The following is a 14,539-nucleotide window of genomic DNA, read 5'->3' as shown; positions in this document are numbered from 1 at the left end:
CGCAGCACGGCAGAGGTGCAGCCGTGATGACGCCTTTTGATGGACGCTACTCCCCCTTCAGCTCCGCCAGCATCTCCAGCAGATGATCCGTCAAAATGACCGACGTATCTTCCTGCACGCGGCAGGTGCCGATCCACGTCTCATAACCGCCTAACGAATGTTGCTCCAGTGTCGGCAGATACCCGTGCCGCCCGTTGGCCAACCCCACCACCATGGTCTGTGGGAAAGGGCTGCGCTTTTTCAAATCCAGGCCGATCTCCACAAACACCTCAAATGGGATCGCGCACACCGCAAAGTTCCCGATCCGCAGCGCCTGGATCTGCACGGTCACGGTTTCCTCCGGGCGCTCGGCGGCGCTGACTGTGCTGCGTGCATAGTTCTGCGCCAGCCGTGGCATCTGGGCGATGGCATCTTTGTCCTTCACCGCCAGCACTGCCTTCGCCTCCGCCACTTCCTGGGAGGATGGTTTCCGATATTTCAAAGTCACCTCCCGTTGCACCATGCCCAGCCGCACATCGTTCTCATGTTTGTTTATCTTCCGCCAGGCATTCCATGCCGTGTCCGCCGCCTTCTGCGCCACGATGCGGATCTGCTCAAACGGCTCACGCGGAGGCCTTGTCACGCCAAAAGGGATGTTGTTGATGTCTCCCGATGTTCCGTTGGACATCATCGCCACGAAGTCATCATTTCCCTTGATGCGCGAAGGCATCAGACGCGCAAATTCGCCAAAGTAATCCGCCGACATCTGGCCCTCCGGCACACCGCCCACGTAGTGCAGCGAGTAGTTCGCATAAAGCGCCACCGGCTTCCGCTTCGCATCCTGGATGGACAGGATCGTGATGTCCGGGTCCGTCGGTCCGGCGGGCCGCTCGATCACGTCCGGGCTCGTCCCCGGATTCGTCTTCACCCGGTCAAACCGGCCAAACGGATTCTTCGGCATCTTGTCCTCCTTTACATACCACCGCCGGTTAAACACCTCCTCCGCCAGCGGCGCCGCCGCCGCGCCCATCGCCGCCGGTTTCAGCGCGCCATGTGCCTGCGCGATGGAATCCGCCACACCCGCGACAAATTTTTCATAATATTTCGCACTGGCTTCGCTGCGTGTGTTCAAGGACGGCCCCGTGTGCGTATGCGTGGAGCTGATCATCATGTTAGCCATTGGGATGCCGGTCTTTTCCGAAGCGCGTTTTTTCGCCTCGTCCAGCACCTCCGGTCCCGCTCCGAGCTGATCCACCACCACCATCGCCACAGTCGTCTCCCCATCCGCCATCACCAGCGCCCGCGAGTGAAACGGATCATGCGCCTTCTCCGCCATCTTCGCGCTGAAGCCGCCCGGCATGTTCATCGGGAAATGCTCCGGCGTGATGTCCACCGCCGCCGCACCCGCCCTAAACACCGGCTTCGGTTTCTCCGCCGCCATCAGGGCCACACACAGGCCCAGAAAACACACACAGGATAACAGACGCCGTTGGTTGGACTTCATGCCCACTACCTACGCCGCCATGGACCCCGCTCTCACAACAGATGCGTGGCTACGGAAAAAACGGAAACAGAATCCGGATCTCCTCAGGCGTCGGTTTGCGCCCGTATTCGCAGATTTCAAAAGCCTCGGCATACTTCACCTCCGCCCCCTTTTCCGGCCCATACCACTTCAGCAGCCCCTCACGGAAGCGCTTGGCCTCCCCGCTCTGCCTCTGTGTCCACCGGTCCCTCAGCCAGGCCTTCCGCCCCGCCTCATCCGCCTCACTTGGCACCCGCTGCACATGCTCCTCGCTGCCGCCCGCGCCGCCTTCATAGTGCTGGGAGGGCATCTCATGGATGGCCGCCAGCTTTTGGTCAAACACATCATCCACTGATACCACAATGTCCCCCTGGAAGGGATACGGCTTCTGAAAACCATCGCTCGAATACAAAAACACCGGGTTCTTTTTCAGCGGAGGTACATCGCTGCAAATATACGGCACCGTCACCATGAACGCCGCATCCTGCACCAGGATGCCCACATACCGGTGGTCCGGATGGTAGTCCCACGGCCGGTGCGAGATCACAATGTCCGCCCGGTATTCCCGGATGATGCGGATGATCTTCTGCCGGTTCTCCAGGGTCGGCATCAGCTCCCCGTCATGGATGTCCAGCACCTGCGTCTCCGCGCCCACGATGGCATCCGCCTTCTTCACCTCCGCCAGCCGCCGCTGCGCCAGCGGCCCCCCGGCCGACTGCCAGTGGCCGATGTCGCCGTTCGTCACGGACACCAGCTTCACGTGGTGCCCCAGCTTCGCCCACTTTGCCGCCGTTCCGCCCGCCTTGTATTGGGCATCATCCGGGTGCGCCCCAAACACCACAATGCGCAGCTTCCCATCATTCTCCACCGCCCCCGCCTCCATAGGAAAAAGCAGATTCACAGACAGGCACAACATCACGCAATGCAGCAGGGCAGGTCGTTTCATAGATTATCACGATCATACCGCAAAGCCCACCCTGGAGTCAGCATCAAAAGACACTCATATAAAATAAACAGGAATCAAAAAATAATGAAAAACATCCAAAAAAATCCTGTCAAAAGAACTCCCCCTTACCCAGCCATATCGAAAAGTGATCTCACGCCAGAATCCCCCGCACCACCTGCCCACCCTGCACCCCCGTGAGCCGGATGCTGCGCCCGCCTTGCGTCACCGCCAGGTTATCAGGGTCCAGGCCTAACAAATGAAGCATCGTGGCATGCATGTCGCGGAAGTGCACCTTCCCCTCCGCGCACTCGGCCCCGGTTTCATTCGTGCTTCCGTGCACATGGCCGCCCTTCACGCCGCCACCCGCCATCCAGAAGGTAAAGGCCCGCGCATTGTGGCCGGTTTTGTCGTTGTCCTTGCCCGGCGTCAGCCCAGGGCGGCCAAACTCGCCGCCCCACACCACCAGGGTCTCCTCCAGCAGGCCGCGCTGGTCCAGATCCTCCAGCAGTGCCGCGATGGGTGCATCTATGGAGCAGCAGTTGGCATGCAGATCCCGGCGGTGGTCTGTGTGCTGGTCCCAGCTTCCATGGTTCAGCTCGATGAACCGCACCCCCGCCTCGCAAAAGCGCCGCGCCAGCAGGCACTGCCGGCCAAAGTCCGACGCTTTGCAGGTGCCCACCGCATAGTTTTTTCCCACTCCGTAGCGCTCCAGCGTGGCCGCAGACTCCTGGCGGATGTCCAGCAAGCCGGGAGCCGCCGCCTGCATGCGAAAGCCCAGCTCCATCGTCTGGATCACGCCCTCCAGCCGCTCATCCTCCCGGCGCATCGCCAGGTGGTCCCGGTTCATCGCCTGGATCAGATCAAGCTGCCGCCGCTTCACGGCCAGAGGCAGGTGCCCTCCCTCAATGTCGCTGATCGTCGCCATAGACATGTTCTCCCCGTTCACGCCGATGGGCGTTCCACCATAGATCGGCGGCAGGCAGGCGCTGGAGTATTCGGCTGGTTTGGAAGTGTTCAGGCTGATGAAACCGGGCAGGTTCTGGTTTTCCGTGCCCAGTCCGTAGGCCACCCAGGAGCCCATGCTCGGGCAGGGCCGCAGGCGGTCGCCCGTGTGCAGTTGCAGCATGGACTGCGCATGGATGCCCGTGTCCGCGTGCATGGCATTCAGCACACACAGCTTGTCCGCATGGCGGGCCACATTGGGCAGCAGTTCGGAGATCCACAGGCCGCTCTCCCCATGCCGCTGAAAATTCACCACCGAGCCCGCGTGCGGTTTTTTACCCACCTGCGGTTTGTAGTCGAACGTGTCCAGTTGCGCCGGTCCGCCGCCCATGTTCAGAAAGATCACCCGCTTCGCCCGTGCCTGCACCTTGGGCGGGCGTGGGATCAGATCCGCCGTTCCTCCACCGCCCGAGGCTGCCGCCAGGCCGGACATGGCCACATAACCAAACCCGCACGAGGCCGTGCGCAGCATATCACGTCGGGAGAGTCGGTGAGGGACGGAGTGCATGATCGTGTGGAAAGCCGCAGGCCGGTTGTCCCCACAATACGCCTGCCCTAACCAAAAACTTTCCCAACAACGAACGTGACCTGCCAAGCATCAAGGAGCGGGACTTGCCAAGTCCCCTCTTCAAGCCCGCCCCTCACCTCCTCGTCCTCGCACCCTTCTGGATCTCCCTCAGCCGATTCGACATCTTTTCCACGATGGCGGTTTCTTCGGCGGCGAGGTTGCGGGTTTCGGCGAGGTCCGTATCCAGGCGATAGAGCTGCCCCTCTGGCTCACCTTTTTTCGGCAGCACTTTTTTGGGGTTGGTGAAGCCGCCTGAGCCACGGCTTTCCACATACTTCCAGGCACCCTCGCGCAGGGCAAAGACTCCCTGGAGGGAATGATGCACGGCAAAGGCCCGGCCGCCGCCGTTACCTTTCAGCACTGGAAGGAAGCTGAAGCTGTCCTCGGCGGCATTGTCAGGCATGGCCGTGCCGGTGATCTCGGCCAGGGTGGCAAAGACATCGTTCAGCTCCACCAGAGCATCGCTCACGGCCGGTTTCACCTGGGCAGGCCAGCGGACGATGAAGGGCACGCGGTGGCCGCCTTCCCAGATGTCCGCCTTGGTCCCGCGCAGACCCGCATTGCTCCGGTGCCCGCGCTCCTCATTGTAGGCGGCGCGGGGAGTCGGCTGGTAGCGGGCGTCGTCTTTCTCCTGCGGGTCCCATTGATGCCAAAGGCCGCCGTTGTCACTGGTGAAGACGATGAGCGTATTGTCCGCCTGGCCGCTGCGTTCCAGCGCGGCCATGACCGCACCGGCGGTGGCGTCTGTCTGGGCCGTGTAGTCCGCATAGATGCCGGCACCGGTCTTGCCATTCCACTCGGCATCCGGCACCACGGGCAGGTGCGGGGAGGGCAGCGGCAGGTATAAAAAGAAGGGCTCCTTTTTCCCTGCGCGACTCTCCACATAGGCGGCGGCGCGGCGGGTAAATTCCGGCAGGACCTTCTCCAGCACAAAGGTGGCGGACCGCACGCCGGAGGAGGTGGTGAGGGCGGGCTCCTTGATGGATGGCTGCACCTCCAGCGGCAGCTCCACCACGCGCCGACCTTCCAGATAAACGTAGGGCGACATGTCCAGCGAGGCGCTGATGCCGAACCAGGAGTCAAACCCATGGTCCACCGGGCCGCCCACGGTTTCCTGGGTGAAGTCCACCTCCTCACCGCCGCGATGGATGCCTTTTCCCTCCGTGAGCCGGTCCGGCATGGGCGTGCCGTCTTTCCGCGTCCAGGTCATGCCCAGGTGCCATTTGCCGATGCAGGCGGTGGCGTAACCCTGCTTTTTCAAAAAGGAGGCCAGCGTTTCCCGGCCCGGTTCGATGAGCGGCGGGTCGAAGCCGTCCAGGACGCCCTTTTTCAGCGTGGTGCGCCAGCTATAGCGGCCGGTCAGCAGACCGTAGCGGGTGGGTGTGCAGACGGAGGAAGGCGTGTGCGCATCCGTAAAGCGCACACCCTCCGCCGCCATGCGGTCCAGGTGCGGCGTCGGGATCTTGCTCTCCGGCTGGTAACAGCGCGCATCGCCCCAGCCCATGTCATCCGCCAGGATCACAATCACATTCGGCCTGGCAGGCGCTGCCGCGGCTGGAGCAGGCCCTTGGGCAGGGCAGGGAAGTAGCCCGGTGAAAAGCAGCAGGCAGGCAGCCGCCGAACCAAACGACCGCTGTCCTGGGTAAGATAAATCAAAGCTCATCATCGCCGCCATGGAACGGCCCCTTGTCGCATGTCTATCGCGGCCTTTGAAAAAGCAGCCCTCGCTGGCGCTGCTGTCCAAGCTCATCCACGCCTTTAAAAGGTGTGAATGAAGAGGCCGGAGCGCAGCTTCGGCTCAAACCAGGTGCTCTTCGGCGGCATGATCTGCGACGCGTCCGAGATGGCCATGAGCTGGTCCACCGTCACAGGATACATGCTGAAAGCCACGGCGTGCTGGCCGCCATCCACCAGCTTTTCCAGCTCCTCGGTGCCGCGGATGCCGCCGATGAAATCAATGCGCTTGCTGGTGCGCGGGTCTTCGATGCCCAGCAGCGGGCTGAGCAGGCGGTCCTGCAGGATGCTGACATCCAGCTGGTCAATGGGGCTGGCTTCCGCCTCCGCCTTCCACTCCAGGCCATACCACTGGCCACCCAGGTACATGCTGCAATGGCCAGGGGCCGCAGGTGTCTTCACCTCCGTGGGGATCACGGTAAAGACTTTGCCCACTTCGGCCAGAAACTCCGCCTCATCGCGCCCGTTCAGGTCCTTCACCGCCCGGTTATAGGGCAGGATGTTCAGCTCATTGCCGGGGAAAAGCACGCAAAGGAACCAGTTGTACTCCTCCGTCCCGTTGTGCTCAGGATTGGAGGCCTTGCGGTGTTTGCTGACGCGGAAGGCGCTGGCCGCCCGGTGATGTCCGTCCGCCACATAGGCCGCTGGCACATGGTGGGAAAACAGCTTCTCAATGTCCGCACTCGGCCCCACCGGCAGCCGCCACACCTGGTGCCGCACGCCGTCCGGAGCCGTGAAATCATGCGTCGGATCATTCTGCAGGCGGAAATCATTGACGATCATGTCAATGGCCGGCACGCCCTGGTAGGTCAGGAAGATGGGGCCCGTGTTGGCACTCAGCGTATCCACCAGGCGGGTGCGGTCATCCTCCTTGTCCTGGCGGGTTTTTTCGTGCTTCTTGATCACGTCATTCTCGTAATCCTCCGTGTGGCACACACCCACCAGGCCCGTCTGGCTGTGCTCTCCCACCGTCTGGCGGTACAGGTACAAAATCTTCGCCGTCTCCCGGACCAGCGCACCTTCGGCCTGGAGCTTTTCAAAGTTCTCCCGCGCCTTCACATACACCTCCGGCGCATAGGGGTCCACCTCTGCGGGCAGGTCAATCTCCGCCCGGTCCACATGCAGCAGGCTCAGCGGCTTGTCATGCGCCAGCGCATAGGCCTCCTCCCGGTTCACGACGTCATAGGGCACGGCGGCCACATCGGCCGCGTGTTCAGGGGCAGGGACAAGACCTTGGAAGGAACGAAAGCGCATGGCCTCCACCCTTGGCATGCCCAGCCCCGGCGTCAAGCGACGCGCTCGGTGAAAATGGACCGCCCGCGAGATGCGGCGTGCCGTTCCCCGCGTCCCGCCGGGGACCGTTATAGCCTCTCATCAACACGTTTGAATGAAAAAAAGGAGGGTCAGCCTAAAAAGACGATTTTGGAGGAGGTGGCAGCCCTCCTGTTTCATGGATTTTTGCTGACCAGTTGGGTGACCTGACCAGCTTGCAAGCCTCGACAAGGTCCATCTCTTTATAATTCATAGTCTCATATTTAATGTGTCCATCGGGGTGATCGCCTGGGCGGAAATGAAAAAACGGAACCGCTTCCGAACCATATAAAACAGGTGAAAGGACCACAATAAACTCACCTCCTTCTTTCGGATACAGAGAGGCGAGCCCTGTTATGTCCATTGCTTCAGGCCACTGACTCATGTCAGTTCCAGATATCTTCAACCATCCTTCTATCCTGCCGCCCAACAATGATCCGGGATCAGTAAGGTACAATGGAATGAGATCTGAAATTTTATCAGGATACTCTCCATTGTTTTCTTTTTTGTAATCAACTACAGCTTGTGAAATCTGAAATACTATTAATTTTCCTCTTTTTTTCGCTATTGCATCCAGGTCTCCAATCCAATTTTTGGGCAGCGCTTGGATAAGGTAAATTAACGCAACGCAGATTAAAAACAAAACAATGGCGATGACGGATTTAACTTTTTGAATTTTAGTCATCATATGGGTCAACTATGTTATTGAGCGCCTCTGGAAAATGGAGCGCACGCGTCCCCGCAGCCGCCTTTTTTCTCCGAGGTGGCTTTCCCAAAGGTGGCCAGGTGGCGGGCGGCAAAGTCAATGAAGGCACTCACGCGGGCGGGGAGGACGCACTGACCGGCATAGACCCCGTGGACCGGGAGGTCCCGCGCTTTCAGGCCGGGAAGCGCCCGCACCAGGGCACCGGAAGGGCTTGCCAGCCTGTAATGGTTTTGAGCGCATTTTCCTGCATTTTGGCGCATTTTACCTGTCTTAAGAACAATCGCTGACGAAATAAGCATCTCGTTGTAAGCAGTTTATTTTCAGCCGATTAGGTGAGTTTTCGGCTGGTGCGCTCGCCAGGAATCGAACCTGGATATGCGGCTTCGGAGACCACCATTCTATCCGTTGAACTACGAGCGCGTTCAGGGTTGAACCTTATCAATCGCATGGTCCGGGGAGCGGAGCAAGTGAGTTTTATGGGGGATGACGAAGGCGCAGGGCGTACGCCTGAAGAAGACTGAGGATTTGGTCCTGCTCCGGTGTCTTTTTTAATGATGAGGCAAGAGGCCGGAGCTTGAAAAACCCGCAGGGTGCATCCCCGGCCATGGTTGGAGCCCATCCTCGCGACAGGGCAAAAACCGGGCCGCTTTTCTCAATCCGGGCATGAGTTCGCTGTTGCCGCCGGGGGGCCGTGCCCGCTAGAATGAAGCGATGAACCGATTTTCACGCCGCCAGTTTCTTGCCAGCAGTGCCGCTGTGCTGGGTTTTCCCACCATTGTGCCGAGCAGTGTGTTCGGGAAAGAGGGGCGGCCAGCGCCTTCGGAAAGAATCACGGTGGGCTGCATCGGCTGGGGTACCATCGCCGGGGACTGGACGCCTTCGTTTTTAAACAATGAGAAGTGCCAGCTCATCGCCGTGGCGGACCCGATGAAGGAATACGGCCACTACGGCTATGACGGCAAGGAAACGGGCGGGCGCGAGGCGGGGCGCAAGATCATTGACCAGCACTATTCCCAGGCGGCCAAGAAGAACGTCAAGACCTGCACGGCGTATGAGGACTTCCGCGAGATGATGGAGCAGGAGGACCTGGATGCGGTGCAGGTGTCCACCCCGGACCACTGGCACGCCTACATGGCGGTGTATGCGGCGCGCAAGGGCAAGCATGTGTACGGGCAGAAGCCGCTGGCCCTGAATGTGGCCGAAGGGCGGCTGATCGCCGATGAGGTGGCCAAGGCGGGCGTGACCTGGCAGACGGGCAGCCAGCAGCGCAGCGACATCTATTTCCGCATGGCCTGCGAGCTGGTGCGCAACAACCGCATCGGCAAGCTGAAGCGGGTGCGGGTGGGCCTGCCGGGCGGCCATTCCAACTGGAACGGCATGGCGGACCTGACCGATGTGGCGCCGCTGCCGGAGGATTTTAACTATGACCTCTGGCTGGGCCCGGCGGAGCAGATGGACTACCGCCCGGCCCTGCTGCCGCTGAACTGGCGGCATAACTTCAACTTCAGCGGCGGCATGATCACGGACTTTGGCGCGCATCACATTGACATCGCCCAGTGGGGCATGGGCACGGAGCACACGGGCCCGCTGGAGCTGCGCAACGTCTCCGGTACCCTGGACAAGGACGCCCTGTACAACACCGCCACCGCCTTTGCCTTTGAGTGCGTTTATGAAAACGGTGTGATCATGCAGGTGGCCAGCCCGGACCACAAGCTGATGCCAGAGGTGGCCGAGACGGTCCAAACGGCACCCGGCAAAAAGCCCTTCGACCATGTGGGCGTGATGTTTGAAGGAGACGCTGGCAAGTGGATCTACGTGAACCGGGGCAAGATCTCCGCCAGCGATCCGGCCATCCTGCGGGAGAAGATCGGCCCGGAGGAAATCCGCCTTTATGAGAGCAAGGACCACACGGACAACTTCCTGAGCTGCATCTATGACGGCAAGCCGACCGCGACACCCGCCGAGATCGGCCACCGCAGCATCACCATCGCCCATCTGGCCAACATCGCCCTGCGCACCGGCAGCACGGGCCTGAAATGGAATCCGCAGACGGAGCAGATCGAAGGCAATGAAGCCGCCGCCAAACTGCTCTCCAAAGAATGGAGGAAACCGTGGGTCCTTTGATGGCCAACGGCGATGAAGCGACCATGAAACCTGGATCCATGCAGTTTTTGATGCGGTGGATGCTGATCACCGCGCTGGCCCTGCCTGCGCTGCTTTCTGCGCAGACACTGCAGTTTGATCCGTCGAAAATTCTCACCCAGCCAGCCACCCAAAACGCAGCTCCAGAGCTTCCCGCTGAGGTCATCAGCCAGGGCTACCTGTACCTGGAGCCTAACCAGATGCGCTTCGAGGTGCTGTTTGATGCCACCACGGTGCTGGCCTGGGCGAAGATGCCCGCAGCCATCTCCCTGAATGCCGATGAGCAAAAGGCCCTGGCCGATGCCCTGGAGGCCAAGGCGGCCGACTGGTGCCGGGCGGGCGTGGGCAAGCCTGCGGAGGGAAACTTCCTGGGGGCCTCCATCATCAAGGGCAAGCCCGGGGCCACCCTGCCGCTGGAGGAAGGCGACAGCCTGCCCACTCGTGAGGCCATGGTCGGCCTGATGTGGGAATTTCCGCTGCCGCCTTTGCCGGACGAAATCACCCTCCAATGGACAGGCTACATCCAGGGCCAGAAGCGACTGCCCATCCGCGTCTTTTTCGGCGTGAAGAGCGACGTCATCGAAGCCGATGCCGCCTCAAAACAAGTCCGGTGGCGGGTCAAAGGCCGTCTGCCCATGCCCGCCCCCCTGGCCGCCGTGCCCAAGATTGAAACCCTGCCGCCCTGGCGTGTTCCCATGGCCAGCGTGATCTGGTTTTGCGGCGGCCTCGTCATCTTTCTGCTGGTGCGAAGAAAAAGCCACCGGCTCCCCGGCGGTGCCGTTTCATTCCTGGGTGCCTGGTTCATCGGGGCGCTGCTCACCTGGCCACTCTTTGTCGTCACCGTCCCCCGGGGAAGCTCGGTCCCTGAAGTGAGCGACAACACGCAGGCCGAAGCCATTCTCGCACCCCTGCTGCGCAATGTTTACCGCGCCTTTGACTACCGGACCGAATCCGACATTTATGACACCCTGGCCCGCAGCGTGGACGGGGAGCTGCTGCGCAAACTGTACCTGGAAACGCTCCAGGCGCTGACCCTGGAGGGCCGCGAAGGCACCCGGGTGACCATCAGCGAATTCAGCGTGGAGATCATGGCGGTGAAGCCCGCCTCGACCGGCCAGGGTTTCATCACCGACTGCCAGTGGACCGCCCTGGGCACCGTCGGCCACTGGGGCCACGCCCACACCCGCGTGAACCGCTACACCGCCACCGTCACCGTCGCCCCCGTGGAATCCGAATGGAAAGTGGTGGCCCTGGAGGTGCAGGAGGCGAGGCGGATTTGAGCGACTGCGCTTTAAGTTGAGAGAGTTCCGATTCAAAGTATAATGCCGTGTTATGACAGCAATCCTTGAGATTGATTTCCCTGCGACCTTGCTGTTGCACGCCCCCGATACTGCCAGCTTGCAGCGCCGGAGCCGGTTTTTACTGGCATTGAAGTATTTTGAGTTAGGGGAGCTGTCTTCAGGCCAGGCAGGCAAGATGTGCGGCATGTCGCGGGCAGCCTTTTTGCTGGAAGCTGCCCATAACGGAGTTCCGGCCACAGACCTGGGCGGTGAAGAACTGGAACAGGAGTTTGCAGATGGGTAATTATTACGGTCAGCCAGTGGTCTGCAACACTGGGCCGGTTTTAGGCCTGACACGCGCCGGACTTGGCCAGTTGTTGCGTGAAGTTTTTACTGAGGTGGTCTTGCCTCAGGCAGTCGTGGACGAGTTGAATGCCAAAGAGGCGGGTGATGCCCAAGAAATTGCACGTATCATTCAAAGCTGCCGGGTTGCTTCGCCAGTCACGGTGGATCCTTTACTAATTACTGAACTGGACGCAGGGGAAGCCGCAGTCATCCAGACAGCACGGAATGAAGGTATTCCACGCGTTCTGATTGATGAAAGAAAGGCCAGACGAATTGCTTCCAACGTTTACGGTTTGGAAGTGCGTGGAACCTGCGGATTTCTCCTGGAAGCCAAGAAACGTAAACTGATCCAAACTGTCAGGCGTCCATTGATGGACATGCTGGAGGCGGGGTATTTTATTGGGCCATTGCTGATAAAAGAATGTCTGTTCAGGGCGGGAGAATAAATTCTTATCTGGATTTCGGGAACTCTCTTCCATCTTCCTGACCACTCCCCTTTTGACAAAACGCCCAGGCGGGGCAATCTGACGTCCCGCCGAGCCCGGCGGGGCGTAAGTCTCTGAAAACCCGCGCGCCCTTTTGAAAAACGTCCTCTTTGTCTGTACCGGTAACACCTGCCGCAGCCCCCTGGCTGAGGTGCTGTTCCGTGATCTGGTGAAGGAGCGGTCCGATTACAAGATCGGCAGCGCCGGCGTGGGCGCTTATTCCGGCCAGCCGGCCAGCCGCTACAGCGTGACGCTGGCCAAGGAAAAAGGGCTGGATCTCAGCGGCCACAAAAGCCGGGCGGTGACCGTGGACCTCGTGGACGAGGCCACCCACATCTTCGCCATGAGCCGCAACCATGTGGCGGCCATCCTCTCGGATTACCCGGACGCGGATGATAAAATCTACCTCATCTCCGAGTTCGCCGCCGATGACAGCCTGCGCGGCCGGGACCTGAGCGACCCTTTTGGAGGCGACCTTTCCGAGTACCGCCAGACCCTGGAGCACCTGACCCGGATGCTGCCCTGCGTGCTGGCCTACATCGAGCAAACCTGGAAAGCGGAGGCCGGCCGAGGTCCCGCGCAGGGAGATTAGTCAGTGGGAACATGCTCTGCCGTGATGCTGCTCCCTCTTGATCCGTCTTCCTGCCGCACCCCGCCGCATCATTCGTTTTTTGCATCTTTGCATTCGATCTTTTCATTTTCCATTTCACTTCCCCTTCGCCAATCATCTCCATGAGCACCTCCACCGCCCCAGACCTGCCGCAAACCCTCGCCATCGGTTCCGACCATGGCGGCGTGGTGCTGAAGCAGGCGGTCGTCGCCCATCTCAAAAGCAACGGTTATACCGTCCAGGACTTCGGCACCCATTCGGGTGATTCCGTGGACTACCCGGACTATGCGGAGCTCGTCTCCCAGAGCGTCCTCTCTGGCGATGCCGATGCCGGCATCCTCGTCTGCACGACGGGCATCGGCATGAGCATCGCCGCCAACCGTCATCCCGGCATCCAGGCCAGCCTGGTCAGCGATGCCGAAACCGCCGCCATCACCCGCGAGCACAACGACTCCAACGTCCTGTGCCTCGCCGCCAAAACCACTTCCGAAGCCACCACCAAGGACATCCTCAACGCCTGGTTGAAGACGCCCTTCGCCGGTGGCCGTCACGGACGCAGAGTCGCCAAAATGAACACCCAGCCACAACTCCATCCCCTCACCATCCTGGAATCCGCAGACCCCGCCGTCGCCGAAATCGTGCGTGGCGAGCAGCACCGCCAGCAGAACAACATCGAGCTGATCGCCAGCGAGAACTTCACCAGCAAGGCCGTCATGGCCGCGCAGGGCTCCTGCCTGACCAACAAGTATGCCGAAGGTTATCCCGGCAAGCGCTGGTACGGTGGCTGTGAAGAAGTGGACAAGGTGGAGCAGCTCGCCATTGACCGCGTCTGCAAGCTCTTCGGTGCCAAATTTGCCAACGTGCAGCCGCACTCCGGCTCCCAGGCCAATGCCGCCGTTTACTTCAGCGTGCTGCAGCCGGGTGACAAGGTGCTGGGCATGAACCTGGCCCACGGCGGCCACTTGACTCACGGCAACCCTGCCAATTTCTCCGGCCGCTTCTACAACTTCTGCCAGTATGGCGTCCGCCAGGACAACGAGCTCATTGATTACGATGAACTCGCCGAAGTCGCCAAGCGCGAGCAGCCCAAAATGATCACCGCCGGTGCCTCCGCGTATCCGCGCATCATTGACTTCAAGAAGATGAGCGAGATCGCCAAAAGCGTCGGCGCTTATCTCTTCGTGGACATGGCCCACATCGCCGGTCTCGTCGCCGGTGGCCAGCACCCGAACCCGATGGAATACGCGGACTTCGTCACCAGCACCACGCACAAATCCCTGCGCGGACCGCGTGGTGGCATCGTGCTGACCAACAACGAAGACCTCATCAAGAAGATCAACAGCCAGGTCTTCCCCGGCGTCCAGGGTGGCCCGCTCATGCACGTCATCGCCGCCAAGGCCGTGTGCTTTGGCGAGTGCCTGAAGCCTGAGTTTGCCGACTACACGAAGCAGATCGTCAAGAACGCCCAAGCCCTGGCCGCCCGCATGTCAGAGCTCGGCTACCGCATCGTCAGCGGCGGCACGGACAATCATCTCATGCTGGTGGACCTGCGTCCGCGCGGCTTGAACGGCAAGGTCGCCAGCGAAACGCTGGACCACGCCGGCATCACCGTGAACAAAAACGGCATCCCGTTTGATACCGAGAAGATCACCCTCGGCGGCGGCATCCGCATCGGCACGCCTGCCGTCACCACGCGTGGCATGAAAGAGGCCGAGATGGTGCAGATCGCCAACTGGATTGACAAAGCGCTGACCAACAAGGACAACGCCGAAGTCCTCGCCTCCATCCGCGCCGAGATCGCCACCGTGAACGAGCGCTTCCCGCTGCCTTAAACGAGGCAAACCCTAATCACCAATGAGCAGCCGGGACGGAAACGTCCCGGCTGTTTCTTTATCAGGCCATGCCTCAA

General features: G+C 60.7%; 12 protein-coding genes and 1 tRNA gene. 6 read left to right on the top strand and 7 right to left on the bottom strand.

Translation table 11 applies throughout. The features are described from left to right. Positions 1 to 46 precede the first annotated feature (46 nt). The 7 genes from WJU23_RS16775 to WJU23_RS16745 all read right to left on the bottom strand — a co-directional run bounded on the left by WJU23_RS16775 (position 47) and on the right by WJU23_RS16745 (position 8,188). Entirely contained in the window at positions 47 to 1,483 is a 1,437-nt protein-coding gene (locus WJU23_RS16775) for a neutral/alkaline non-lysosomal ceramidase N-terminal domain-containing protein (RefSeq protein WP_346333757.1), read from the bottom strand. A 49-nt stretch (positions 1,484 to 1,532) separates the two neighbouring features. Next, the gene (locus WJU23_RS16770; protein WP_346333756.1) at positions 1,533 to 2,447 is read right to left on the bottom strand and encodes a PIG-L family deacetylase; all 915 of its coding nucleotides are present in this window, start codon (positions 2,445 to 2,447) and stop codon (positions 1,533 to 1,535) included. A gap of 151 nt (positions 2,448 to 2,598) precedes the next feature. Further along, on the bottom strand, positions 2,599 to 3,957 hold the full coding sequence (locus WJU23_RS16765) for a DUF1501 domain-containing protein (RefSeq protein ID WP_346333755.1): 1,359 nt from the start codon (positions 3,955 to 3,957) through the stop codon (positions 2,599 to 2,601). Positions 3,958 to 4,090: 133 nt separating this feature from the next. Further along, entirely contained in the window at positions 4,091 to 5,767 is a 1,677-nt protein-coding gene (locus tag WJU23_RS16760; protein WP_346333754.1) for an arylsulfatase, read from the bottom strand. An 8-nt stretch (positions 5,768 to 5,775) separates the two neighbouring features. Continuing rightward, the gene (locus WJU23_RS16755) at positions 5,776 to 7,005 is read right to left on the bottom strand and encodes a DUF1015 family protein (RefSeq protein WP_346333753.1); all 1,230 of its coding nucleotides are present in this window, start codon (positions 7,003 to 7,005) and stop codon (positions 5,776 to 5,778) included. A 154-nt stretch (positions 7,006 to 7,159) separates the two neighbouring features. Continuing rightward, positions 7,160 to 7,750, bottom strand: a complete 591-nt coding sequence (locus WJU23_RS16750) for a hypothetical protein (RefSeq protein WP_346333752.1) — start codon at positions 7,748 to 7,750, stop codon at positions 7,160 to 7,162. Between the two features lie 363 nt (positions 7,751 to 8,113). Then, positions 8,114 to 8,188, bottom strand: a tRNA-Arg gene (locus WJU23_RS16745). A 291-nt stretch (positions 8,189 to 8,479) separates the two neighbouring features. Here WJU23_RS16745 and WJU23_RS16740 point away from each other — a divergent pair. The 6 genes from WJU23_RS16740 to rpiB all read left to right on the top strand — a co-directional run bounded on the left by WJU23_RS16740 (position 8,480) and on the right by rpiB (position 14,462). Beyond that, positions 8,480 to 9,892 (top strand): Gfo/Idh/MocA family oxidoreductase, encoded by a 1,413-nt coding sequence (locus tag WJU23_RS16740; protein ID WP_346333751.1) that lies wholly within the window; start codon positions 8,480 to 8,482, stop codon positions 9,890 to 9,892. Positions 9,893 to 9,915: 23 nt separating this feature from the next. Continuing rightward, a complete protein-coding gene (locus WJU23_RS16735) occupies positions 9,916 to 11,190 on the top strand; it encodes a hypothetical protein (protein ID WP_346333750.1) in 1,275 nt (424 codons plus the stop codon). 52 nt (positions 11,191 to 11,242) lie between these two features. Further along, positions 11,243 to 11,494 carry a UPF0175 family protein gene (locus WJU23_RS16730; protein WP_346333749.1) on the top strand — a complete coding sequence of 84 codons (252 nt, stop codon included), beginning with the start codon at positions 11,243 to 11,245 and terminating at the stop codon, positions 11,492 to 11,494. Beyond that, on the top strand, positions 11,487 to 11,981 hold the full coding sequence (locus tag WJU23_RS16725) for a hypothetical protein (protein WP_346333748.1): 495 nt from the start codon (positions 11,487 to 11,489) through the stop codon (positions 11,979 to 11,981). Before WJU23_RS16730 ends, WJU23_RS16725 begins: the two co-directional genes overlap by 8 nt. A 133-nt stretch (positions 11,982 to 12,114) precedes the next feature. After that, a complete protein-coding gene (locus WJU23_RS16720; protein ID WP_346333747.1) occupies positions 12,115 to 12,612 on the top strand; it encodes a low molecular weight protein arginine phosphatase in 498 nt (165 codons plus the stop codon). A gap of 140 nt (positions 12,613 to 12,752) precedes the next feature. Further along, on the top strand, positions 12,753 to 14,462 hold the full coding sequence (rpiB, locus tag WJU23_RS16715; RefSeq protein WP_346333746.1) for a ribose 5-phosphate isomerase B: 1,710 nt from the start codon (positions 12,753 to 12,755) through the stop codon (positions 14,460 to 14,462). Positions 14,463 to 14,539 lie beyond the last annotated feature (77 nt).

It is taken from the genome of Prosthecobacter sp. SYSU 5D2 (assembly GCF_039655865.1).
Lineage (GTDB): Bacteria > Verrucomicrobiota > Verrucomicrobiia > Verrucomicrobiales > Verrucomicrobiaceae > Prosthecobacter.
Note: the sequence above shows the minus strand (reverse complement) of the source record. Positions and strands in the feature narration are given on the sequence as shown.